Source organism: Streptomyces sp., assembly GCF_031181705.1.
Taxonomy (GTDB): domain Bacteria; phylum Actinomycetota; class Actinomycetes; order Streptomycetales; family Streptomycetaceae; genus Streptomyces.
This window is the reverse complement of the sequence record NZ_JAPSKN010000006.1, coordinates 25,297-48,279: the sequence shown is the minus strand read 5'-3', so window position 1 is coordinate 48,279 and position 22,983 is coordinate 25,297. Positions and strand designations below refer to the sequence as shown.

Sequence of the window (22,983 nt, the reverse complement as noted above, 5' to 3'; positions counted from 1 at the left end):
GCGCTGGGTGCCGCCGGGTCCCTCGCACTCGTCGCCTCCCTGGCCGTGGCCCTCACCATCGGCCCCGCCGACATCCGGGTCGGTGAGGTGTGGTCCGCGGTGGCCTCCCACCTCGGCCTCGGCAGCTCGGACCTGACGCCGATCCGGGACGGCATCGTCTGGCAGCTGCGGCTGCCCCGCACCCTGCTCGCGGCCGTGTGCGGGGCCGGACTCGCCGTGTGCGGGGCGGTGATGCAGTCGCTGCTGCGCAACCCGCTCGCCGATCCGTTCGTGCTCGGGGTCTCCTCGGGCGCCTCCACCGGCGCGGTGCTCGTGGTCGTGCTGGGCGCGGGCGGCGGTGCCGTCTCCGTCTCCGCCGGCGCGTTCCTCGGGGCCCTGGTCTCCTTCGCGCTGGTGCTGCTGCTCAGCCACACCCTGGGCGGCACCACCGACCGGGTGGTCCTCGCCGGGGTCGCCGCCATGCAGCTGTTCTCGGCGCTCACGTCCTTCGTGGTGATGACCTCCGCCGACGCCGAGACGACCCGGGGCGTGCTGTTCTGGCTCCTCGGCTCCCTCGGCGGGGTCGGCTGGACCGACGTGTGGCTGTGCCTGGCCGTGCTGGCCGTGGCCCTGGTGGTGTGCCTCGCGTACGCCCGTACCCTCGACGCCTTCGCCTTCGGGCAGGACGCGGCGGCCGCGCTCGGGGTGTCCGTGGCCCGTACCCGGCTGGTGCTGCTGTGCGTCACGGCCCTGCTCACAGCGGCGCTGGTCAGCTCGGCCGGGGCGATCGGCTTCGTCGGGCTGGTCCTGCCGCACGCCGCCCGGGCGCTGGCCGGGCCCGGGCACGCCCGGCTGCTGCCGGTCACGGCGCTGGCCGGTGCGGTGTTCCTGGTGTGGGTGGACACGCTGGCCCGGACCGTCCTGGATCCCCGGGAGGTGCCGGTGGGCGTCGTGACCTCCCTGATCGGGGTCCCGGCATTCGTGGCCGTGCTGTACCGGACACGGAGGGCACGGTGACCGGGGCGGAGCCGTCGGCGGACAGCACCGGCCGCCGGGCCGGGCGGGACGGCCGCCGTGCCGGCGAGGTGCCGGCCGAAGGGGCTGAGCGGGCTGGGCTTCGTGCCGGCGAGGTGTCGGCCGAGGGTGCTGAGCAGGCCGGTCGCTGTGCCGGTGAGGCGCGGGCCGGGCGGGACTTGGGGCCCGGGCGGGACGGCCGCCGTGCCGGCGAGGCGCGAGATGAGGGGGCCGAGGGGCCCGGGCGGGACGGGCGACCGGCCGGCGACGTGCGAGCAGAGTGGGGCGGGTGCCGCGGCGACGGGCTGCGGGCCGACCGGGTCGGGCGTCGGACCGACGGACGTCTCATCCTCGACGGCGTCGTCCTCGCGCCGGAGCCCGGCTCCACCGTCGGCGTCCTCGGCCCCAACGGCTCCGGCAAGTCCACGCTCCTGCGGCTGCTGGCCGGGCTGCTCACCCCGACCGCGGGGATCGTCACCCTCGACGGCACGCCGCTGGGCGACCTGCCCCGCCGTACCGTCGCCCGCCGCCTCGCCGTCGTCGAACAGCAGTCGGACACCCAGGTCGAGCTGACGGTCGAGGACGTCGTACGCCTGGGCCGCATTCCGCACCGGCGGGCCTGGACACCCGCCTCGGCGGACGACGAGCGCGCCGTGCGGGCCGCCCTCGAGCGCACCGGCCTCGCCGACCGCGCCGACCGGCGCTGGCACACCCTCTCGGGCGGCGAGCGCCAGCGTGTCCAGATCGCCCGCGCGCTCGCCCAGGAACCCCGCGAACTCCTCCTGGACGAGCCCACCAACCACCTCGACATCCACCACCAGCTCGGCCTGCTCGCCCTGGTCGCGCGGTTGCCGGTCACCACCGTCGTCGCCCTGCACGACCTCAACCTCGCGGCGATGTACTGCGACCGGGTCGTCGTGCTGTGCGCGGGCCGGGTCGTCGCGGGCGGGACGCCGGCCGACGTCCTCACCGAGGAGCTGATCGCCGAGGTGTACGGGGTGCGGGCCGCCGTTCACCCGGACGGCCCCGACGGGCGCCCCCACGTGCGGTTCCTGGGCACGCTGGACCGGGCGACGGCCGGGGCGGATCCGCCCCGGTGACCGGAAAGCGGCGCGCATGACTGCGCGTCCGGGCCCGCCCGCCTACGCTCGCCTCGTGCTGCGCATCATCGACGCCCGTACCGGCGAGCCGGCCGCCGCCGCCCCGGCCCGCCGTGGCCTGACGCGAGTCCAGGCACACGCGCCCGGCTGCGAACCGACGGACCTGCGGGTGCTGCTCGTCGCGGACCTGCTCGTGCGGGCCCTGGAGATCGGCGGCACACCCGTGTGGGCCCTGCTGACCGGCGGCCACCGCCAGGCCGAGCTGCGGGCCCGGGCCACGGCCCTCGGCATCCGCCCCTTCGAGGACAGCCACGACGTCGGCGCGGGCCTGGGCGAGGCCCAGGTCGTCCACGTCGCGGCGGAGGGCGGCACGGCACCGGACGGGCTCCGGATCGCCGTCGCGCCGGTACGGCCGGACCCGCCCCGTCCCTCCGGCCCTCCCGGACCCTCCGGCCCTCCCGGCGCCGCCGACCCGGCCGACCCCGCCGACCCCGCCGTCCTGCGTCTCGCACTGTTCGCCCGGCACCACAGCGCCGGCGTCCGGCTGGACGAGGCCGCCCTGGAGGAGGCCCGCACCACCCTCGCCCGCTGGCGCACGGCGGTCGCCCGGTGGGCCCGCCGACCGTCGCGGCCCGTCCCCGACGACGTGCGGGCGCGGCTGCGCGACGCCTGGGAGGACGACCTCGACGTGCCCGGGGTGCTGGAGGTCCTGCGCCGGGTGGAGGGCGACCCGGAACTGCCGGACGGCGCCCGCTTCGAGACCTACGCCCACGCCGACCGCCTCCTCGCCCTCGACCTCACCCGCGACCTGGGAACCTCCTCATGATCGAACGTGCCGGGACCGGTCCGCTGCGCCGCCTGGTCGTGCTGCGGCACGCCAAGTCCGCCTGGCCCGTGGACGTCGCCGACCACGAACGCCCGCTGGCCCCCCGCGGCCGCCGCGACGCCCCCGCCGCCGGGCGGGCCCTGGCCGAGGCCGACTGCCTGCCCGACCTCGCCCTGTGCTCCACCGCCGTACGCGCCCGCCGCACCTGGGAGCTGGCCGCCGCCGAATGGGGCACGCCCCCGCCGGTCCGCCACGACCGGCGCCTGTACGCCGCCGGGCCCGCCGGTCTGCTGACCGTCGTGCGGGAGGTGCCCGCCGAGGTGGAGACGCTGCTGTTGATCGGCCACAACCCGGGCCTCGAGGAACTGGTCCTCGCCCTGGCGCGCGACGGCCTCGACGACACCCTGGAACGGGTCCGCACCAAGTTCCCCACCTCGGCGATCGCCGTCCTGTCCTGGCGCGGAACGACCTGGCGGGACCTCGGCCCCGGCACGGCGCTGCTGACGTCCCTGACCGTGCCCCGGGGCGCGAGGAAGTAGGCCCGGGCCCGCGCATAGGCTGGCCCGATGCAGGACGAATACCGCACGGTCGCCCGCGCGGGCGTGCACGAGACCGAGGTCAACCGCTCCCGCTTCCTGTGCGCCCTCGCACCGGCGGCCACCGAGCGGGAGGCCCAGGCGTTCATCGCCGCGGTCCGCAAGGAGCACGCCGACGCCACCCACAACTGCTGGGCCTACGTCATCGGCGCCGACGCCTCCGTGCAGAAGGCGAGCGACGACGGCGAACCCGGCGGCACCGCCGGCGTCCCCATGCTCCAGATGCTGCTGCGCCGCGACATGCGGTACGTCGTCGCCGTCGTCACCCGCTACTACGGCGGGGTCAAGCTCGGCGCGGGCGGACTCATCCGGGCCTACGGCGGGGCGGTCGGCGAGGCCCTGGACGCCCTCGGCACGCGCACCCGCCGCAGGTTCCGCCTCGCCACGGTCACCGTCGACCACCAGCGGGCCGGGAAGCTGGAGAACGACCTGCGCGCCACCGGACGCGAGGTCCGGGACGTGAGCTACGGCGAGGCGGTCACCATCGAGATCGCCCTCCCGGACGCGGACGTCGCGCCCTTCCGGGCCTGGCTCGCCGACGTGACCTCCGGCACGGCCGGCTTCGAGGCGGGCGGCGAGGCGTACGGGGACGCCTGACGTTACGGATCGAAGCGGTCATAACGGTCGCATCCGTGGCGGGAGATGACGGTCGATACGGGAGTAACCGCCCGTGCTGTCAGACCCGGCGGTTAGTCTCGGGGGATCATGAGACTGCTGCACACTTCCGACTGGCACCTCGGCCGGGCGTTCCACCGGGTCAACATGCTCGGGGCCCAGGCCGAGTTCATCGCCCACCTCGTCACGACCGTGCGGGAGCGGGCCGTGGACGCGGTGCTGGTGTCGGGAGACGTGTACGACCGGGCGGTGCCGCCGCTCGCCGCGGTCGAGCTGTTCGACGACGCCCTGCACCGTCTCGCGGACCTCGGCGTGCCCACGGTGATGATCTCCGGGAACCACGACTCGGCCCGCCGGCTGGGCGTCGGCGCGGGCCTGATCGGGCGGGCCGGCATCCATCTGCGGACCGAGCCGTCGGCGGCCGGCACCCCGGTGGTGCTGTCCGACGCCCACGGCGACGTCGCCTTCTACGGACTGCCCTACCTCGAACCGGCCCTGGTGAAGGACGAGTTCGGAGTGGAGAAGGCCGGCCACGAGGCCGTGCTCGCCGCCGCCATGGACCGGGTCCGCGCCGACCTCGCCGGCCGTGCGCCCGGCACGCGCTCCGTCGTCCTCGCGCACGCCTTCGTCACCGGCGGCGAGCCCAGTGACAGCGAGCGGGACATCACCGTCGGCGGCGTCGCAGCGGTGCCCGCCGGCGTGTTCGACGGCGTCGACTACGTGGCGCTCGGGCACCTGCACGGCTGCCAGACCCTCACCGACCGCGTCCGCTACTCCGGCTCCCCGCTGCCCTACTCCTTCTCGGAGGCGGCCCACCGCAAGAGCATGTGGCTCGTCGACCTCGCCGCCGACGGCTCCGTCAGCGCCGAACGCGTCGACTGCCCGGTGCCGCGCCCCCTGGCCCGCCTCCGGGGTCCCCTGGAGGAGCTGCTCGCCGACCCGGAGCTGGCCCGGCACGAGGAGGCCTGGGTCGAGGCGACGCTCACCGACCCGGTCCGCCCGGCGGACCCGATGGCCCGGCTGACCGCGCGCTTCCCGCACACCCTCAGCCTCGTCTTCGAACCCGACCGGGCCGAGGACGACCCGGAGGTGTCCTACGTCCGCCGCCTGGCCGGCCGCAGCGACCAGCAGATCGCCGAGGACTTCGTCGCCCACGTGCGCGGCGCCGGACCCGACGCCCACGAGCAGGGCGTGCTGCGCGACGCCTTCGACGCGGTGCGCGCCGACGAGGCCGTACGGGAGGTGGCCCGGTGAGGCTCCACCGGCTCACACTCACCGCCTTCGGGCCCTTCGGAGGTACCCAGACCGTCGACTTCGACGAGCTGTCGGCGGCCGGGCTGTTCCTGCTGCACGGACCGACCGGCGCGGGCAAGACATCCGTCCTGGACGCGGTGTGCTACGCCCTCTACGGCTCGGTCCCGGGCGCCCGGCAGGGCGGCGGGCAGGGCACCACCCTGCGCAGCGACCACGCCGCCCCCGCCACCCGTACCGAGGTCACGCTCGAACTCACCGTCGCCGGACGCCGCCTGGAGGTCACCCGCCAGCCGCCCTGGGAACGCCCCAAGAAGCGCGGCACGGGCACGACGGTGGACAAGGCCCAGACGTGGCTGCGCGAGTACGACGCCACGGCCGGGGCGTGGAAGGACCTCAGCCGCTCCCACCAGGAGATCGGCGAGGAGGTCACCCAGCTGCTCGGCATGAGCCGGGAGCAGTTCTGCCAGGTCGTGCTGTTGCCGCAGGGGGACTTCGCGCGGTTCCTGCGCGCGGACGCCGAGGCCCGCGGCAAGCTCCTGGGCCGCCTCTTCGACACCCGCCGCTTCGCCGACGTGGAAAAGCGCCTCGCCGAACGCCGCCGGGCCACCGAGTCCCGGGTCCGGGAGGGCGACGCCGCGCTGCTCGCCGACGCCCACCGCATGCAGCAGGCCGCCGGCGACGCCATGGAGCTGCCGGAGCTGGCCCCCGGCGAACCCGGACTCGCCGAGGCCGTGCTGAACGCCGCCGCCGTCGCCCGCAGCACCGCCCGGGAGCAGCTCACCGTCGCCGCGTGCCGGCTCGCCGCCGCCGAGTCCGCGCAGGCCGCCACCGGCCGTGCCCTGGACGACGTACGCGAACTCGCCCGGCTGCAGCGCCGGTTCGCCGACGCGCGGGAGAAGGCGGCGCTCCTGGAGCAGGGCGCCGAGGCGTACCGCCGGGCGCAGGCGCTGATGGAGCGGGCCCGCAAGGCCGAGGCGGTCGCGCCCGCCCTTCAGCTGCGGGAGTCCGCCGAGGCCGAACACCGCAGGGCGGCCGACGCCGAGGCACGCGCGCGTGCGCTGCTGCCCGAGCGTTTCGCCGGCGAGGGCGCGGCCGGGCTCGCCGCCGCCGCCCGCCGCGCCGCCGAGGAACTGGGCGGACTGGACTCCGCCCGCCGCGCCGAGCACCGCCTGGCCGAACTCCTCGACGAACGCACCGGCCTGGACCGCCAGGAGCGCGCCGACGCCGACCTCCTGCACGAGGCGGAGGCCTGGCTCGACGGCTGGGAGGAGACTCGTGCCGCCCTGCAGGACCGGGTCGACTCCGCGCAGCGGGCCGCAACCCTCGCCGAACAGCTCGCCGTCCGGCGCGAACCCGCCCGGCAGCGCCTGACGGCGGCCCGGCTGCGCGACCAGCTCGCCGAGGACACCGACCGGGCCGTCGAACAGGTCCGCTCCGCGCGGCAGGAGGCGCTGCGCGCCCAGCAGCACTGGCTCGAACTCAAGGAACAGCGCCTCACCGGCATCGCCGCGGAACTGGCCGCGCAGCTCACCGACGGCGCGCCCTGCGCCGTCTGCGGTGCCACCGAGCACCCCGCCCCCGCCCGCAAGGTCGCCGGGCACGTCGACCGCGAGGCGGAGGAACAGGCCCTCGCCACCTACCGGCGCGCCGACGCGCAGCGCGCCGAGCAGGAACAGCGCCTCGCCGCCGTACGCGAGGCGCTGGCCGCCGCCTCCGCCGAGGCCGGTGACACGCCCACCGCGCACCTGGCCGCCGAGGTGGAGGAGCTGGAGAGGGAGTACGCGCACGCCCGGAGCGCCGCCGCCGAGCTGCACTCCGCGCAGGAGCGGCTGCGGCAGGCCGGTCAGGAGCACGAACGCCGTGTCGCCGCCCGGCAGGAAGCCGCCGTGCGGGCCGCGGCCCGGGTCGGTCACCGGGAGCGGCTCGACCGCGAACGGGCCGCGCTGCAACAGGAGCTGGACCTGGCGCGGGGCGACCTGGACAGCGTCGCGGCGCGGGCCGCGCAGCTGCAGCGGCGTACCGCGCTGCTCACGGACGCGGCCGACGCCGCCCGGGTCGCCGAGGACACCGCCCAGCGGCTCAAGGACGCCGACGCGCGGCTCGCCGACGCCGCCTTCCGCGCCGGCTTCGAGACCCCGCAGGCGGCGGCCGACGCGTTGCTCGACCCCGCCGCCCACCGGGAGCTGCAGCACCGGCTCGACGCCTGGCAGACCGAGGAGGCCGCCGTACGGGCCGTGCTCGCCGAGGCCGACACGGCCGCGGCGGCCCAGGAGCCCCGGGCCGACGTCGAGTCGGCGCAACGGGCCGCCGACCTCGCCACCCGGCGGGTGCGCGATGCCGCCTCCGCGCACGACGCGGCGTCCCGGCGCTGCGCCGAACTCGACCGGCTCTCCGCCCGGGCGGCCGAAGCCGTGCGCCGGCTGGGGCCGCTGCGCGAGGAGCACGACCGGGTCGCCCGCATGGCCGGGCTCACCGCCGGCACCTCCGCCGACAACGAACGCCGGATGCGCCTGGAGTCGTACGTCCTCGCGGCCCGGCTGGAACAGGTCGCCGCCGCGGCGACCGTCCGGCTGCGGCGCATGTCGTCCGGCCGCTACACCCTCGTCCACTCCGACGACCGCACCGGGCGCGGGCGCAGCGGGCTCGGACTGCACGTCGTCGACGCCTGGACGGGCCGCGAGCGCGACACGGCGACGCTGTCGGGCGGCGAGACGTTCTTCGCCTCCCTCGCGCTCGCCCTCGGCCTCGCCGACGTCGTCACGGACGAGGCGGGCGGGGTGCGGCTGGACACCCTCTTCATCGACGAGGGCTTCGGCAGTCTCGACGACCAGACCCTCGACGAGGTCCTCGACGTCCTCGACTCGCTGCGCGAACGGGACCGCAGCGTCGGCATCGTCAGCCACGTGCCCGACCTGCGGCGCCGGATCCACGCCCAGCTGGAGGTCGTCAAGGGCCGCTCCGGTTCGGTGCTGCGGCAGCGCGGCACGGGCTGAGCTCAGCGGCCCAGGGGGCGCCGGGGGAGGGGCGAGGAGTACACGACGCTCGTCGTCACCGAGCCCAGGGCGCCGATCTTCCCGGACACCTCCTCCAAGTGGCGCATCGAGCGGGCCGTCACCTTGATGACGAAGCAGTCGTCGCCGGTGACGTGGTGCGCCTCCAGGATCTCCGGCGTGACGGCGACGAGGTCGTGGAAGGGCTTGTAGTTGCCGTTGGGATAGCGCAGCCGCACGAACGCCAGGATCGGCAGCCCGAGCCGCTCCGGGTCGACCACCGCCGCGTACCCCTGGATGACCCCGGCCTCCTCCATGCGCCGCACGCGTTCGGTGACCGCGCTCGCGGACATGGAGACGGCACGGGCCAGTTCGGCGAAACTGGCGCGGCCCTCGCGCTGGAGGACGTCGAGGATGCGCCAGTCGGTGGCGTCCGGGGAATACGCGGTCATGGCCGAGGGATAGCAGGGAAATCCCCGGCGGATCAAGCCGAACGCAACGGATCGCCGCTTCAGGGAGCGGTTCGGCGGCCGTAGCTTTCTGGTCATGACCACCACCGTGAACCCCGTCCTGCGGGTCGCCCCCGCCGCGCCGGCCGAGACCGCAGCCCACTTCCGCGCCTCCCTCGCCTTCCACACCGACGTGTCCGACGTCGCCGCCGCGCTCGCGTCCGGCGGCGATCCCGGCTTCGTCCTCGTCGACTCCCGCTCGACCGAGGCCTGGGACCGGGGCCGCCTCCCCGGCGCCCTCCACCTGCCGACCGCGCTCGTGGCCGAGCGGGCCGGACAGCTCCTGGACCCGGCGGTGCCGGTCGTGACGTACTGCTGGGGCCCCGGCTGCAACGGGGCCGCGCGGGCGGCCCTGGCCCTCGCCGAACTCGGCTACCGGGTCAAGGAGATGCTCGGCGGCTTCGAGTACTGGGTGCGTGAGGGCTTCGCGTTCGAGACCCGGCGGGGCGGTGAGCGCCGGGACGCCGACCCGCTGACGGCGCCCGTGGACGGCGGAGAGTGCGGCTGCTGAACCCCCTTGATCACACCGCGACTTGACCCTGTAGGTTCGTGCGCCATGGTGCGATACGCGGAACCGGGCGTCGTGGAGTGGGTGGAGTCGGGCGGCGGGCCGCTGATAGCGGTGCCCGAGACCGTCCTGCCGTTCTGGGCGGGCGCCGACGGCGAGGAGACGGCCTCCGACTACGACCGGGCCTGCGAGGTGGACGGAAGCGTCGGACTGCTGCCGGTGGGCGACTGCACCGCCCTCGTCCTGGGCGACGAGCCCGCCTCCACCGCGTACCTGCCCGAGCAGGCCGCCTTCGTCCGGTGGCGGGCAGGCGACTCCGAGGCGGAACTGCTGGCCGGCGTCCCGTCGGCGATCGCCGCCGCGGAGTGGGAGCCGGAGGTGCTCTGGAGCGTGCCCGGCTCCGTCCTGCTGTTCGACGCGGCCTGGCCCGGCACGGGCCCCACAGGCGCCGACCAGGTCCGCGTCCCCTTGGAGCCCGGCCGCTACGCCGTCCGCGCGGCACGGGTCCAGCCCGGTCCGGAGATCTGGCTGGACCTGGTCCAGCTCCGCCTGCTGGCGCCGCGCTAGCCGGCCCTCAGGACCGGGGCCGTACCGGTGTGCGGCCCTGCCGTGTGGCCGCGACCGGCCGCGGAAGCTCCGCCGTCACGAGTTCTCGAGGATCACCCATGCCACGTCTTCCCCACCCCACCCCGGACGAACTGCGCCGCGACCCCCTGCCCCTGCGCGGCCGGACCGCGCTGGTCACCGGAGCCAGCCGCCGCGGCGGCATCGGGCACGCCGTCGCCCGCCGCCTCGCCGCCTACGGGGCGAGTGTCTACCTCCACCACCACGTGCCGCACGACGTGGCCCAGCCCTGGGGCGCCGACCGTCCCGAGGACGTCCTCGCCTCGGTGCGCGAGGCGCTCGGCGACCCGGCCGCCCGGATCCTCGCGGGCCCGGGTGACCTGGCCGACCCGGCCGCGCCCGCCGAACTCGTCGCCCGTGCCGCCGAGGCGCTCGGCGGACGCCTCGACATCCTGGTCGCCAACCACGCGCAGAGCGGCTTCGACGGCACTCTCGACGAGGTCGACGCCGCGATGCTCGACCGGCACTGGGCGGTCGACACCCGGTCCGTGCTGCTGCTGGTCCAGGCCCACGCCCGGCTGCGGCCCGCCGGCCCCGGAGGGCGCGTGGTGATGATGACCTCGGGCCAGGACATCGCGGGCGGCATGCACGGCGAGATCGCCTACGCCCTCCAGAAGGGCGCCCTGGCCTCCATCACCCGCTCCCTGTCGTCCGCGCTCGCCGGGCAGGGGATCACGGTCAACACCGTCAACCCCGGCCCGGTCGACACGGACTACCTGACCGGCGCGGACTACGAGGCCGTCGCCGCTCGCTTCCCCTCCGGCCGGTGGGGGATGCCCGACGATCCGGCCCGCCTCATCGCCTGGCTCGCGACCGACGAGGCGGGCTGGATCACCGGCGAGGTCATCAACTCCGAGGGCGGCTTCCGACGCTGATCACAGGGCGGACAGCTCGTCCACCAGGTCGTCCAGCCCCAGTGAGCCCTGGGACAGCGCCGCCATGTGCCAGGCCTTCGGGTCGAAGGCGTCGCCGTGGCGCCTGCGGGCGTTCTCGCGGCCCAGGAGCCAGGCCCGCTCGCCGAGCTTGTAGCCGATGGCCTGGCCCGGCATGGACAGGTAGCGGGTCAGCTCGCTCTCCACGAAGTCGGCGGGCCGGCTGCTGTGCGCGCCGAAGAACTCCTGCGCCAGCTCTGGCGTCCAGCGCTCGCCGGGGTGGAAGGGCGAGTCGTCCGGGATCGTCAGCTCCAGGTGCATGCCGATGTCGATGATCACCCGCACGGCCCGCATCATCTGCGCGTCGAGGTAGCCGAGCCGGCGCTCCGCGTCGGTCAGGAAGCCCAGCTCGTCCATCAGCCGCTCGGCGTACAGGGCCCAGCCCTCGGCGTTGGCGCTGACCATGCCGACGCTCGCCTGGTAGCGGGAGAGATCCGCGGCCACGTGCTTCCACTGGGCGAGCTGGAGGTGGTGGCCGGGCACGCCCTCGTGGTACCAGGTCGACACCAGGTCGTAGACCGGGAAGCGGTCCTTGCCCATGGTCGGCAGCCACGTGCAGCCCGGGCGGGAGAAGTCGTCCGACGGCGGCGTGTAGTACGGGGCCGCGGCGCTGCCCGGGGGCGCGATGCGCGACTCGACCCGGCGCACCCGCTCGGCCAGGTCGAAGTGGGTGCCGTCGAGCGCTTCCATCGCCTCGTCCATCAGGCCCTGCAGCCAGTCGCGCACCTCGTCGACGCCCTCGATGTGCGTGCCGTGCTCGTCGAGATGGGCCAGCGCCACCCACGGTGTGGCCGCGCCCGGCAGGATCCTCTCCGCCTCGGCCTTCATCTCGCCGAGGAGGCGGTGGTACTCGGACCAGCCGTAGGCGTACGCCTCGTCCAGGTCGAGGTCCGTGCCGTTGAAATAGCGGACCCAGCGCGCGTACCGCTCCCGGCCCACCACGTCCGGCGCGCCCTCGATCGCCGGCGCGTACACGTCCCGCATCCAGTCGCGCAGCGCCACCACGGCTTCCGTGGCCGCGCGGGCCGCCGGGTCCAGCTCCGTGCGCAGCGCCTCGGGGCCGGCGGCCGCGTACCGCTCGAACCAGCCGTGCCCCCGGCCGTCCGCGTCGGCCCACTCGCCGAGCTGGTCCACGAAGGTGGCCGTGGCGCGGGGCCCGGCGTACAGCTTGCGCTCCAGGCCGAGGGCGAGGCACTCGCGGTAGCCGTCCAGCGCCGCCGGGACCGCGCGCAGCCGCTCGGTGATCGCCGCCCAGTCCTGCTCGGTCTGCGCCGGGGTCACGGTGAACACCTGGCGCACCGCGTGCGCGATCGAGCTGAGGTTGCTGACGGAGCGCAGGCTCTCGTCGGCCTCGTGCACGGCCAGTTCGGCGGTGAGCCGCTCGCGCAGCAGCCGGGCGCAGCGGCGCTCGATGTCGCTGTCCGCCCCGGGCCGCCGCTCGGCCTCGTCCAGCAGGGCCAGCGTCCGGCGCGCCAGCTCCGCGAGCGCCTCCTGGCCCGCGGGGGAGGTGTCGGGCAGCCTGCTGGAACTCTCGGAGACGCCGAGGAACGTGCCGGTGATCGGGTCGAGGGCGACGAGTTCGTCGACGTACGCGTCGGCGACCTCACGGGGCAGCGGGCTCTTGATCTCTGACATGCGGCCATCCTCGTACGACGCACCGCGCACGTCACGCGGATTGAGCCGTGGGCGAAGGCGGCAGCAGCGGCCCGCACTCCCACTGCTGGAAGATCAGCCGGGTCTCCACCCGGGCCACCTCCCGCCGCGCCGTGAACTCGTCCAGCACGAGCCGCTGCAGATCGGCCATGTCGGCGACCGCGACATGGACCAGATAGTCGTCGGGACCGGTCAGATGGAAGACCGTCCGCGACTCCGGCAACGCCCGGATCCGCTCCACGAACGGCCCGACCAGCTCCCGCCGGTGCGGCCTGACCTGCACCGACAGCAGCGCCTGCAACCCGCGCCCCAGCTTGGCCGGATCCAGCTCCAGCCGGTGCCCGAGGATCACCCCCGAGCGCCTCAGCCGGGCCACCCGGTCCAGACAGGTCGACGGCGCCACCCCGACCTGCGCGGCGAGATCCCGGTACGTCGCCCGGGCGTCGTTCTGCAACAGCCGCAGAAGGTGAAGATCAACCGGGTCCAGTACGACAGATTCGGCCATCGGCCGAACGTAGCACGGGGTTCGCCGCCGCCGGCCCGGCCGGTGTTCACCCTTCCGTCATGGACACAGCGAGCATGGGCGCCTACGACGACGTACGCACCGCACCGCGAGCACTCGCCACCGAGGCCGTGCACGCCGGCCGGGACGACCTCGCCCGGCAGGGACTGCACGCCCCGCCGATCGACCTGTCCACCACCTACCCCTCGTACGACAGCCGCGGCGAGGCGGCCCGGATCGACGCCTTCGCCGCCACCGGCGCCGAGCCGGACGGCCCGCCCGTGTACGGGCGGCTGGGCAACCCGACCGTCGCCCGCTTCGAGACCGCCCTGGCCCGTCTGGAGGGCACCGAGGCGGCGGTCGCCTTCGCCAGCGGCATGGCCGCGCTGAGCGCCGTCCTCCTGGTGCGCGGCGCGACGGGCCTGCGCCACGTCGTCGCCGTACGCCCCCTGTACGGCTGCAGCGACCACCTGCTCACCGCCGGGCTGCTCGGCACGGAGGTCACCTGGACCGACCCGGCCGGTGTCGCCGACGCGCTGCGCCCGGACACCGGTCTGGTCATGGTGGAGTCCCCGGCCAACCCGACCCTCGCCGAGGTCGACCTGCGGGCCGTGGCGCACGCCTGCGGCTCGGTGCCGCTGCTGGTGGACAACACCTTCGCCACGCCGGTCCTCCAGCGTCCGGCCGGGCAGGGGGCGCGGCTGGTGCTGCACAGCGCCACCAAGTACCTCGGCGGGCACGGGGACGTGCTGGCGGGCGTGGTCGCCTGCGACGAGGAGTTCGCGGGCCGGCTGCGGCAGGTGCGCTTCGCCACCGGCGGCGTCCTGCACCCGCTGGCCGGCTATCTGCTGCTGCGCGGCCTGTCCACCCTGCCGGTCCGGGTCCGGGCCGCCTCCGCCACGGCGGCCGAACTCGCCCGCCGCCTCGCCGCCGACCCGCGCGTGACTCGGGTCCACTACCCCCGGATCGGCGGCGCCATGGTCGCCTTCGAGGTCGACGGCGACCCGCACGAGGTCATCGCCGGGGTGCGCCTCATCACCCCGGCGGTCAGCCTCGGCAGCGTCGACACCCTCATCCAGCACCCGGCGTCCATCAGCCACCGCATCGTGGACGCGGAGGACCGCAGGGGCGCGGGGGTGAGCGACCGGCTGCTGCGCATGTCCGTGGGCCTGGAGGACCTTGAGGACCTCTGGTCGGATCTCGACCAGGCCCTGAAGCGCCCCGAAAGGGGCGCGGGGAGCGGCGCGACCGGCCACCACGTACCCGCGCCCGCCCACTGACCCACGCTCCTACGGCGCGGAGGCGCTCCCCAGTTCCTCCGCACCGGTCGTCACCACGGACTCATCCAGCCGCGCCGTGATGACCAGCGTCCCCTCCTCGACCTGGTAGTCGAGCGGCAGCCCGAGCCCCCGCATCGCGGCGACCATCCCCGTGTTGGACGCCTGCGTCACGGCGTACACACTCGCGCACCCGGCCTCGCGGGCCAACGCGACCAGCCGTCCCAGCAGCTCCGCGCCCACGCCCCGGCGCTGCCAGGCGTCCTCGACGAGCAGCGCGACTTCCGTCTCGTCCCCGTCCCACAGGAGGTGACCGAGCCCGACGATCCGCCCGGAGGCGGTCTGCACGGCGAGGGTGCGGCCGAAGCGCGGGCTCAGCAGGTGGTTGAGATACCGGTCGGCATCGCCGACCGGCCCGTGGTAGCGCAACTTCAGCGTGCGCGCCGAGCACCGTTCGTGCATCGCCCTGGCCGCCCCCAGGTCACGGGTGTCGGCCCGCCGCACGGTGATGTCGCTGCCCTCGGCGAGGGTCAGCACGTCCCGGCCGCGCGGGACGCGCGGCCCGAGCCGGGTGTCCAGTTCGACCAGGGCCCGGGCCCGGGCGAACTCGGTCGGGGTGAAGGGCAGATAGGGCCGCTCCACGGTGATCACTCCGCCCTCGGGGGCGCGCAGCCGCATCACCGTGTCGTCGAGGGCGCCCTCCACGGGCAGGCCGCCCGCCATCCGGTCGCCACCGGCCGGTGCGGGTTGCGAGCGGATGGTGCACCGGCCCAGCAACTGGCGCAGCGCCAGCGGCAGTTCCGCCGCGTCCAGGGCGGTGCGGGCGGCGAGGGAGAGCACCCGGGTCGGCGCGTCCACCAGGTCGTGCGCGTCGGCCCGCTCGATCCAGGTGTCGCTGCCGCCGGCCGAGGAGACCGCCGTGGTGATCGCGGAGGCCGGCAGGTCGCCGGGGGCCCGCAGCAGGAACTCGTCCACCGTGCCCTCGGCCAGCGGATGCGTCTGGAGGCTGAGGATGTCGACCCGGTGCCCGGCCAGGGCCACGCACAGGGCGGCCAGGGATCCCGGTTCGTCCTTCACCGTGGTCCGCATCCGCCACAGGGTGTGCGCCCCCGGCACCGGCTCCGGTGCCGGGGACTCGGTATCACTCGTCGGCGGCGCGTGTTCGTGGCGTCGTGTTCGCCGGGACCGGAACGCCTCCGCGAACCGCTGCCACCGGGTGGCGGGTCGGCAGTCGTCGTTCCGGTGCGGCACCTGGGTCACTTCTCGCGTCATGCACCCACTGTGACGGAACGGTGTTGCGCGATCGAGAACGCACTGTGACCAGAGGGTAAAGGGGCCAGTTTCCCCCCATTGTCGACGCTTCAAACGTTGCGTTCCGTACCTACTGGCCCACCCGTCCCGGCTGAAGGACCTTGGTGAACAGCACGGTGCCGTCCTGCTCGCGCAGACGCACCGTCAGCTCGCCGCTGCCGCCGTCGATGTCGACCTCGCCGAAGAACTGGTAACCGCCGGCCGGTGAGACGTTGGCGGTGGTGGGGGCCTTCACGAACACCCGCTCAGGACCGAAGGTCGCGTCCAGCGCGCTCGCCGGGAAGGCACCGGCGTTCAGCGGGCCCGAGACGAACTCCCAGAACGGCTCGAAGTCGGTGAAGGCGGCCTTCGACGGCTGGTAGTGCTGGGCCGAGGTGTGGTGCACGTCGGCGGTCAGCCACACCGTGCCGGTGATCCGCCGGTGCTTGATGTGCCGCAGCACCTCGGCGATCTGCAGCTCACGGCCGAGCGGCTTGCCCGGGTCGCCCTGGGCGACGGCCTCGATGTCCGTGCCGTCCGGCACGACCAGGCCGAGCGGCATGTCGGAGGCGATCACCTTCCACACCGCCCGGGAGCGGGACAGCTCGCGCTTGAGCCACTCCAGCTGCTCGCGCCCCAGGATGCCCTGCGCGTCGGCGGGCTGGGTACCGGGGGAGTTGGCGTTGCGGTAGGTGCGCATGTCCAGGACGAAGACGTCCAGCAGCGGGCCGTGGTGCTGCACCCGGTAGACCCGGCCGTCGGGGCGGCGCAGCGTGGAGATCGGGAAGTACTCCGAGAACGCCTGGCGGGCCCGGGCGGCGAGCACGTCGACGCGCTTCTCGGTGTACCGGGCGTCGGTGAGCATCTCGCCCGGGTACCAGTTGTTGGTGACCTCGTGATCGTCCCACTGGATGATGGACGGCACCCGGGCGTTGAAGGCCCGCAGGTTCTCGTCGAGCAGGTTGTAGCGGAAGTTGCCGCGGAACTCCCCGAGCGTCTCGGCGACCTTCGCCTTCTCCTCGGTGGTGACGTTCCGCCAGGTGCGGCCGTCCGGCAGGGCCACGGTCGCGCTGATCGGGCCGTCGGCGTAGATGTTGTCACCGCTGCACAGGAAGAAGTCGGGGTCCAGCGCGGCCATCGCGTTGTAGATCGTGTAACCGCCGAACTCCGGGTTGATGCCCCAGCCCTGACCGGCCAGGTCGCCGGACCAGACGAAGCGCACCCCGTCGCGCCGCTTCACGGAGGCCGTACGGAAGGTGCCGGTGACCGGCTCGCCCGTGCGGCGCGGGTCGTCCGGGTCGGCGAGCAGCACCCGGTAGTGGATCTGCTCGCCGGGCGGCAGGCCGCGCAGCCGGGTCGTGCCGGTGAAGTCCGTGCCGGAGCCCAGCAGCGGGCCGTGCCATCTGCGCGGGTTGCGGAACGACTCGGTGGCCGACGTCTCGACGATCATCCGGGCCGGCCGGTCGGAGCGCACCCACACCAGCCCGGAGTCGCAGGTCACGTCTCCGGTCTGGACACCCCAGCCCGCGGCGGGACGCCCCGAGCGCGCGAAGGCGGGCGCCGCGCCGAGCGCGGTGGGCAGGGACAGGGCCGCCGACGCGGCGAGGGAGCCGCGCAGGACGCTACGGCGCCCGGGGAACGGACGGTGGGACATGGATACGCCTCCAGGGACGGGATCCGGCCAGTGTGCACAGCCACAACTACTGGCACGCCGCAGCGCCCACACCAACCCCAAGTGAACAACCGACCGCGGGGTGAGGGAGCCCGGGCCGGGGACGGTGTCAGCCGGTGGCGGCCTGCGCCATCAGCCGCACACCCTCGGCGATCCGGGCGGGCGGCACGTGCGCGTAGCCCAGCACGAGCCGGACCTCCTTCGCCTCGGCGCCCTGCCCGCCGGGAGCGTGGGCGTAGGCCGACAGCGGGCGCACCGCTACCCCGGACGCCGCCACGCGCGCGAGGAACCGCTCCTCGGGGCCGTACCGCTCCGGCAGCGTGGCGATGACGTGCAGTCCCGCGGCGATCCCGGACACCCGGGAGCCGGGGAAGTGCGCCTCCAGGGCGGCGACCAGGGCGTCGCGCCGCTCCCGGTAGGCGCGCTGGCAGCGGCGGAGCTGGCGGTCGTAGTCGCCGCGCTCCAGGAAACGGGCGAACAGGGCCTGGTCGAGGGCGGGGTGGCCGAGATCCATGGTGCGTTTGCGCTCGACGACGTCCTCCGTCCATGACTCCGGCACCAGCAGCCAGCCCAGCCGCAGGCCCGGGGCGAGCGACTTGCTGACCGAGCCCGTGTAGGCGACGTGGTCCGGGTCGAGCCCCTGGAGGGCGCCGACGGGGGCGCGGTCGTAGCGGAAGTCGCCGTCGTAGTCGTCCTCGAGGACGATGCCGTCCACGGACCGCGCCCAGTCCAGCAGTCCGGCGCGGCGGCGGGCCGAGCAGGCGATGCCGGTGGGGAACTGGTGGGCCGGTGTCGTCACCACGGCCCGCACGCCCGACGCCCGCAGCGGCTCCAGGGCGACCCCCTCACCGTCCACGGGCACGGGTACGGCCCGGACCCCGGCCGCCGCGTACAGCGTGTCGTGCTGGGGACTGCCGGGGTCCTCCACCCCGACCGTACGCACCCCGCGCGCGTGCAGCGCGAAACCGAGCAGGGTCGTCGCCTGGGCGACCCCGGAGACCACCACGATCCGCTCCGGGTCGGCCACCACGCCCCGCCGCCGGGCCAGCAGTTCGGCCAGGGCCGTCCGCAGCCGGGGCAGCCCGCGCGGATCCGGATAGCCCAGCTCCTGGTGCGGCAGCTCGGCCAGCACGCCGCGCTGGGCGGCCGCCCACGCCGAGCGCGGGAACAGCGCGAGGTCCGGTGTCCCGGGTACGAAGTCCGCGCGGGTGCCGGGCGAGCGCGGGGCGAGGTCGTGCGCGCGCGGCGGCGCGGCCCGTACGGCCGCGCCCACCCAGGTCCCGGCACCCCGGCCGCTGCGCAGGTAACCCTCCGCCGTCAGCTGCTCGTACGCCTCCGTGACCAGTCCCCGTGACACCCCCAGGTCGGCGGCGAGATCCCGGCTCGACGGCAGCCGGGTGCCCGGTGCCAGCCGGCCCGAGCGGACCGCCTCGCGCAGCGCCGCCTGCAGGGAGCGGCCACGCGTGCGTGCCGGTGCCGAAGCGGCCGGGAGGAGCAGCTCCCAGGCCGCGGACGCGGCATCTTCGCCCGCATCGCTCTGCGTTGCCCTCATGAGGGGAGACCTTAGAGGCTCCCGGGCCGGGGCGGTCGCGACCGTGGGGTCAGCGGCTGCCGTCGAGGACGACCCGGGCCACCAGCGCCGGGTCGTCGTTCATGGGGACGTGGCCGCAGCCGGGCAGCCGCACCAGGCGAGCCTTCGGGATGACGCTCTTGGCGCGCACGCCCTGGCGGGGGATGAGCAGCCGGTCCCGGTTGCCCCACGCCACGGTGACCGGCGTGCCGACGATGTCGTCGGTGAACTGCACGGTCCGGCCCGAGCGGAGTGTCTCCGAGAAGCCCTGGGCCCGGGCCAGCGCGAGCGTCTCGGCGACCACGGCCTCGGGGGAGCGGCGTCCCGGCCGGGCGTAGATGGTGCTCGTCAGCAGGGTCCGGCCGATCGCCGGGCGGGCCAGCCGCTCGACCACGGGCGGCGGGATCCGCCGGGCGATGCGCCGCATCGCGCTCAGCACCGTGAAGGCGTAGCGCCGTTCGGCGTCGTTCCAGAACCCGGCGGGGGACAGGGCCGTGACGGACCGCACCAGCCGCGCCCGGCCCAGGTCCAGGGCCAGCAGGCCGCCCAGCGAGTTGCCCGCCACGTGCGGCCGTTCGATCTCCAGCGCCGCGCACAGCGCCACCAGCACGGCGCTCATCGTCGGCAGGTCGTGCGCCATGCCGTCCGGGAGCGCCGGCGACTCACCGCAGCCGGGCAGGTCCACGGCGATCACGTCGCGCTCGGCGGCCAGCGCCGGGAGCACCGGGTCCCAGACCTGCCGGTGGTGGCCGATGCCGTGCAGCAGCAGGAGGGGCTCGCCGCTGCCCCTGCGGGTGTAGGCGAGGGTCACGTGCTGTGCGCCGCGCGCGGTGGCGACGGGGAAGGAGACGGTGGTGGGCATGCGGTGCTCCTCGGCTGGACTCGCTGACGGACGCCGTAGACAGCTTGTCAGCAATTGCTACCGACGGGTAGGGCCGGGATGTCACCGCGTGTCCGGGCCACAGCGCGCCGACGTGCCCGGACTTGTCCTGGGAACAGGCGGTTCCGCCTGGACAGGGCCGCGGCCGTGGGCTGGGATGGAGCCGTGACCACCGAGACCGCGACCGACGTGTTCGAAGCACACCGCCCCGTCCTGCTGGGCGTCGCCTACCGCATGCTGGGCCGCGTGGCCGACGCGGAGGACGTCGTCCAGGACGCCTGGCTGCGCTGGTCCGGCGCCGACCACGCGGACGTGCGCGAACCGCGCGGCTACCTCGTCCGGATCACCACCCGCCTCGCCATCGACCGGCTGCGCCAGATCAAGTCCCGCGGCGAGACCTACGTCGGCCCCTGGCTGCCGGAGCCGTACGTCACCGACTTCGGCGCCACCGTGCCGGACACCGCCGAGCGGGCCGTGCTCGCCGACTCCGTCTCGCTCGCCGTCCTCGTCGTCCTGGAGTCGCTGTCACCGCTGGAACGGGCGGTGTTCGTGCTGCGCGAGGCCTTCGGCTTCCCGTACGCCGACATCGCCGCCATGCTCGACCGCGGCGAACCGGCGGTGCGTCAGCTCGCCGGGCGGGCCCGCAAACACGTCGAGGAGGGCAGGCCGCGCTACGAGGTCGACCCCGCCCAGCGCCGCGACCTCACCGAACGGTTCCTCGCCGCCGCCGCCGAGGGCGACCTCGAAGGGCTGATGGCACTGCTCGCCCCGGACGTCCGGCTGGTCGGCGACAGCGGCGGCAAGGCCCGGGCGCCGCTGCGGGTGCTGGAGAGCGCGGACAAGGTGGGCCGCTTCCTCGTGGGCGCCGCGCGCAAGGGCCTGCACGACTTCTCCGTGCGGTTCCTGGAGGTCAACGGCGGCCCGGCCGTGCTGGTCCTGTCCGGCGACAAGCCCGACTCGGTCTTCCAGCTCGACGTCGCCGACGGGCGCATCCAGGCCGTGTACGTCGTGCGCAACCCCGACAAGCTGCGGTCGCTGGCCGTCTGACGGGGGCCGTCGCGGCACCGCCAAGGCCGTGTTGCCGTGCCGTGAACGTTCCCGGCATTGGTCTTGACCAAGGATCAGGGCCGCCCTATGGTCGCAGAGAAGTGCAACAACCTTTAATAAACAAGGGCGCTAAAACGCCGCCGGCCACGGCTATTGCGGAGGACAGGGTGGGGACCACGCAGCTGGAATCGGTGCCGGAACCGAAGTACTGGCATCTCAAGACCGTGCTCAGCCAAGCGCTCGACTCGGACTTCTCCGTGGGGGAGATCCTGCCCAACGAGCGTGATCTGGCGGCCCGTTTCGGCGTCGCCCGCGCCACGCTCCGCCAGGCCCTGGAGCAACTCGAACTGGAAGGCAGGCTGCAGCGCCGCCGCGGTGTCGGCACGACCGTCGCGCCGCCGCGCATGGGCGTCTCCCTCGGCACCGGCCCGCACACCTGGCCGGGCGGCCCCGCGGACGCCTGGCAGCCGGTCGACTGCACGGCGGCGGTGCCGCCCGCGGCCGTCGCCGACGCCCTGGAGGCGGGCCGTGACGAGCCCGTGCACATCGTGCGCCGCTCCCGCGTCTCGCACGGCCGGCCGGTGGCCGCCGAACTGCTCTACGTCCCCGACTTCTCGGTGCCGGAGCTCTCCGGCATCGACGCGCCGTCCGGGGCGGCTCGCGCGCGTGCGGTGCTGCGCGAGCTGCAGCGGCGGGAGCTGGAGCGGCAGGAGAACGCGGTGGAGCTCGGCTCCGCCGGGGCGGACGACGCGAAGGAACTGGACCGGCTGCCCGGGGCGCCCGTCCTCGTCGTCACGACCCGCTTCGTCGCGGCCGGGCGCACGGCCGCGCTGTCGGTCGCGACGTACCGCGCCGACACCTGCCGGCTGACCTTCGGTGACGCGGGGGGCGTGGAGATCCACACGGGGCCGGAACGGAAGGCGTCCTGAGCGTCGCGGCCCGCGGGTGAGGGTGCGTCACGACCGGTCGCGTCCGCGCGGAGGGAAGGGCGTCGCCCTTCCCTCCACCGTGAAAAGCTGTTCCTCGACGTGGTCCAGGGCGAGGCGCAGGGCACCCGTCGCCACGGCCGCGTCGCCGAGACGGGACAGCGTCACCCGCGGGGGGCGCAGGCAGTACCGGGCGAGTTCCCGGCGAAGGGGGTCCAGGACGCCGTCCAGGCCCGCCGCCCAGCCGCCGACGACGACGAGCTCCGGGTCCAGGGCGAGAGCGAGGGCCGCCACGTCGTGGACCAGGCGCTGGATGAAGCGGTCGACGGCGGCCCGGGCCCGCTGGTCGCCCTCACGGGCCTGCGCGAAGACCTCGGCGACCGCCTGCTCGTCGAGCGGGTGCAGCGGTTCGTCCGTGGTCGACAGCAGCGTCTCGGGCGTCACCTCGCGGCCCAGCAGGTGCAGCGCCCCGATCTCGCCGGCCGCGCCGCCGTAACCCCGGTGCAGCCGCCCGCCGATCAGCGAACCGGCGCCGGGGCTGAGCCCCGCCAGTACGTACACCACGTCGTCGGTCTCGGTGGCCGCGCCCTTCCAGTGCTCGGCGACGGCCGCCGCGTTGGCGTCGTTCTCCACCAGCACCGGGCACTTGAACGACCGGCTGAGCCGCTCGCCCAGCCGCAGCCCCGTCCACCCCGGCAGGGCGGTCCCGAGCCGTACCGTGCCGTCCGCCTCGACGATCCCGGGCGTCGCCACGCCCACGGCCCGCAGCGAACCCCGCGCGACCCCGGCCCGTCGCAGCAGCTCGGCCACGGCCCCGCGCAGCCGCTCCAGCCGCTCGTCGGCCTCGGTCGTCTCCGCCACGTCCTTGGCATGGGAGCCGATCACCCGGCCGTCCAGATCGGCGAGCAGCACGGCGACCCGGCGCGCGCCCACCTCCACGCCGAGCAGATGCCCGGCCTCCGCCCGGAACCGGAACCGCCTCGCCGGCCGCCCCTGCCGCCGGGCGGCTCCCTCCTCGGCCGCCTTCTCGACGACCAGGCCGGCCTCGATGAGCCCCTCCACCACGCCCTCGACCGTCGGTCTCGACAGGCCCGTCACCCGGGTGATCTCGGTCAGCGTCGCGCAGTCCGTGGCACGCAGCGCGTGCAGCACCACCGCGGAGTTGATCCTTCGCAGCAGCGAGGGATCCCCGCCGGTCAGCCGCCCCACCGTCCGTCCT

General features: G+C 75.1%; 21 protein-coding genes. 13 read left to right on the top strand and 8 right to left on the bottom strand.

What is annotated here, in order from left to right; all coding sequences use genetic code 11:
- The first annotated feature begins 3 nt into the window (after positions 1-3).
- From RIN80_RS02660 to RIN80_RS02630, 7 genes are all read left to right on the top strand, one after another.
- Entirely contained in the window at positions 4-996 is a 993-nt protein-coding gene (locus RIN80_RS02660) for an iron chelate uptake ABC transporter family permease subunit (protein WP_309093857.1), read from the top strand.
- Between the two features lie 266 nt (positions 997-1,262).
- Complete coding sequence (locus RIN80_RS02655; protein ID WP_309093823.1) at positions 1,263-2,093, top strand: ABC transporter ATP-binding protein; 831 nt, start codon at positions 1,263-1,265, stop codon at positions 2,091-2,093.
- 16 nt (positions 2,094-2,109) lie between these two features.
- On the top strand, positions 2,110-2,919 hold the full coding sequence (locus RIN80_RS02650; protein WP_309093822.1) for a hypothetical protein: 810 nt from the start codon (positions 2,110-2,112) through the stop codon (positions 2,917-2,919).
- Entirely contained in the window at positions 2,916-3,458 is a 543-nt protein-coding gene (locus RIN80_RS02645) for a histidine phosphatase family protein (protein WP_309093821.1), read from the top strand. The genes RIN80_RS02650 and RIN80_RS02645 overlap by 4 nt, the downstream gene beginning before the upstream one ends.
- A gap of 27 nt (positions 3,459-3,485) precedes the next feature.
- Entirely contained in the window at positions 3,486-4,112 is a 627-nt protein-coding gene (locus tag RIN80_RS02640; RefSeq protein WP_309093820.1) for a YigZ family protein, read from the top strand.
- Positions 4,113-4,220: 108 nt separating this feature from the next.
- Entirely contained in the window at positions 4,221-5,384 is a 1,164-nt protein-coding gene (locus tag RIN80_RS02635) for an exonuclease SbcCD subunit D (protein WP_309093819.1), read from the top strand.
- On the top strand, positions 5,381-8,377 hold the full coding sequence (locus RIN80_RS02630; RefSeq protein WP_309093818.1) for an SMC family ATPase: 2,997 nt from the start codon (positions 5,381-5,383) through the stop codon (positions 8,375-8,377). The genes RIN80_RS02635 and RIN80_RS02630 overlap by 4 nt, the downstream gene beginning before the upstream one ends.
- Positions 8,378-8,379: 2 nt before the next feature.
- Here RIN80_RS02630 and RIN80_RS02625 read toward each other — a convergent pair whose 3' ends face one another.
- Entirely contained in the window at positions 8,380-8,826 is a 447-nt protein-coding gene (locus RIN80_RS02625) for an Lrp/AsnC family transcriptional regulator (protein WP_309093817.1), read from the bottom strand.
- A 94-nt stretch (positions 8,827-8,920) separates the two neighbouring features.
- On the opposite strand from RIN80_RS02625, the gene RIN80_RS02620 reads away from it, so the two are divergent.
- From RIN80_RS02620 to RIN80_RS02610, 3 genes are all read left to right on the top strand, one after another.
- Entirely contained in the window at positions 8,921-9,394 is a 474-nt protein-coding gene (locus RIN80_RS02620) for a rhodanese-like domain-containing protein (protein ID WP_309093816.1), read from the top strand.
- Positions 9,395-9,439: 45 nt separating this feature from the next.
- Positions 9,440-9,958, top strand: a complete 519-nt coding sequence (locus tag RIN80_RS02615) for an immunity 21 family protein (RefSeq protein ID WP_309093815.1) — start codon at positions 9,440-9,442, stop codon at positions 9,956-9,958.
- A 98-nt stretch (positions 9,959-10,056) separates the two neighbouring features.
- Positions 10,057-10,890: an SDR family oxidoreductase gene (locus tag RIN80_RS02610; RefSeq protein ID WP_309093814.1), complete on the top strand. Its 834-nt coding sequence runs from the start codon at positions 10,057-10,059 to the stop codon at positions 10,888-10,890.
- Here the strand turns inward: RIN80_RS02610 and RIN80_RS02605 are convergent, their stop codons facing one another.
- The gene (locus RIN80_RS02605; RefSeq protein WP_309093813.1) at positions 10,891-12,582 is read right to left on the bottom strand and encodes a DUF885 domain-containing protein; all 1,692 of its coding nucleotides are present in this window, start codon (positions 12,580-12,582) and stop codon (positions 10,891-10,893) included. It abuts the gene before it with no gap.
- Between the two features lie 31 nt (positions 12,583-12,613).
- Positions 12,614-13,105 (bottom strand): Lrp/AsnC family transcriptional regulator, encoded by a 492-nt coding sequence (locus tag RIN80_RS02600; protein ID WP_309093812.1) that lies wholly within the window; start codon positions 13,103-13,105, stop codon positions 12,614-12,616.
- 59 nt (positions 13,106-13,164) lie between these two features.
- Between RIN80_RS02600 and RIN80_RS02595 the strand changes: the two genes are divergently transcribed.
- Positions 13,165-14,382: a PLP-dependent transferase gene (locus RIN80_RS02595; protein WP_309093811.1), complete on the top strand. Its 1,218-nt coding sequence runs from the start codon at positions 13,165-13,167 to the stop codon at positions 14,380-14,382.
- A gap of 9 nt (positions 14,383-14,391) precedes the next feature.
- Here RIN80_RS02595 and RIN80_RS02590 read toward each other — a convergent pair whose 3' ends face one another.
- The 4 genes from RIN80_RS02590 to RIN80_RS02575 all read right to left on the bottom strand — a co-directional run bounded on the left by RIN80_RS02590 (position 14,392) and on the right by RIN80_RS02575 (position 19,773).
- A complete protein-coding gene (locus tag RIN80_RS02590) occupies positions 14,392-15,651 on the bottom strand; it encodes a GNAT family N-acetyltransferase (protein ID WP_309093810.1) in 1,260 nt (419 codons plus the stop codon).
- 109 nt (positions 15,652-15,760) lie between these two features.
- The gene (locus tag RIN80_RS02585) at positions 15,761-17,323 is read right to left on the bottom strand and encodes an alkaline phosphatase D family protein (RefSeq protein WP_309093809.1); all 1,563 of its coding nucleotides are present in this window, start codon (positions 17,321-17,323) and stop codon (positions 15,761-15,763) included.
- 127 nt (positions 17,324-17,450) lie between these two features.
- Positions 17,451-18,893: a PLP-dependent aminotransferase family protein gene (locus tag RIN80_RS02580; protein ID WP_309093808.1), complete on the bottom strand. Its 1,443-nt coding sequence runs from the start codon at positions 18,891-18,893 to the stop codon at positions 17,451-17,453.
- A gap of 49 nt (positions 18,894-18,942) precedes the next feature.
- Positions 18,943-19,773 (bottom strand): alpha/beta fold hydrolase, encoded by an 831-nt coding sequence (locus RIN80_RS02575; protein ID WP_309093807.1) that lies wholly within the window; start codon positions 19,771-19,773, stop codon positions 18,943-18,945.
- A gap of 183 nt (positions 19,774-19,956) precedes the next feature.
- On the opposite strand from RIN80_RS02575, the gene RIN80_RS02570 reads away from it, so the two are divergent.
- Together RIN80_RS02570 and RIN80_RS02565 are read left to right on the top strand one after the other, a co-directional pair.
- Positions 19,957-20,838 (top strand): RNA polymerase sigma-70 factor, encoded by an 882-nt coding sequence (locus RIN80_RS02570; protein ID WP_309093806.1) that lies wholly within the window; start codon positions 19,957-19,959, stop codon positions 20,836-20,838.
- Between the two features lie 167 nt (positions 20,839-21,005).
- The gene (locus RIN80_RS02565; protein ID WP_309093805.1) at positions 21,006-21,767 is read left to right on the top strand and encodes a GntR family transcriptional regulator; all 762 of its coding nucleotides are present in this window, start codon (positions 21,006-21,008) and stop codon (positions 21,765-21,767) included.
- 27 nt (positions 21,768-21,794) lie between these two features.
- On the opposite strand, the gene RIN80_RS02560 is transcribed toward RIN80_RS02565, so the two are convergent.
- Positions 21,795-22,973: an ROK family transcriptional regulator gene (locus RIN80_RS02560; protein WP_309093804.1), complete on the bottom strand. Its 1,179-nt coding sequence runs from the start codon at positions 22,971-22,973 to the stop codon at positions 21,795-21,797.
- Between the last annotated feature and the right edge of the window lie 10 nt (positions 22,974-22,983).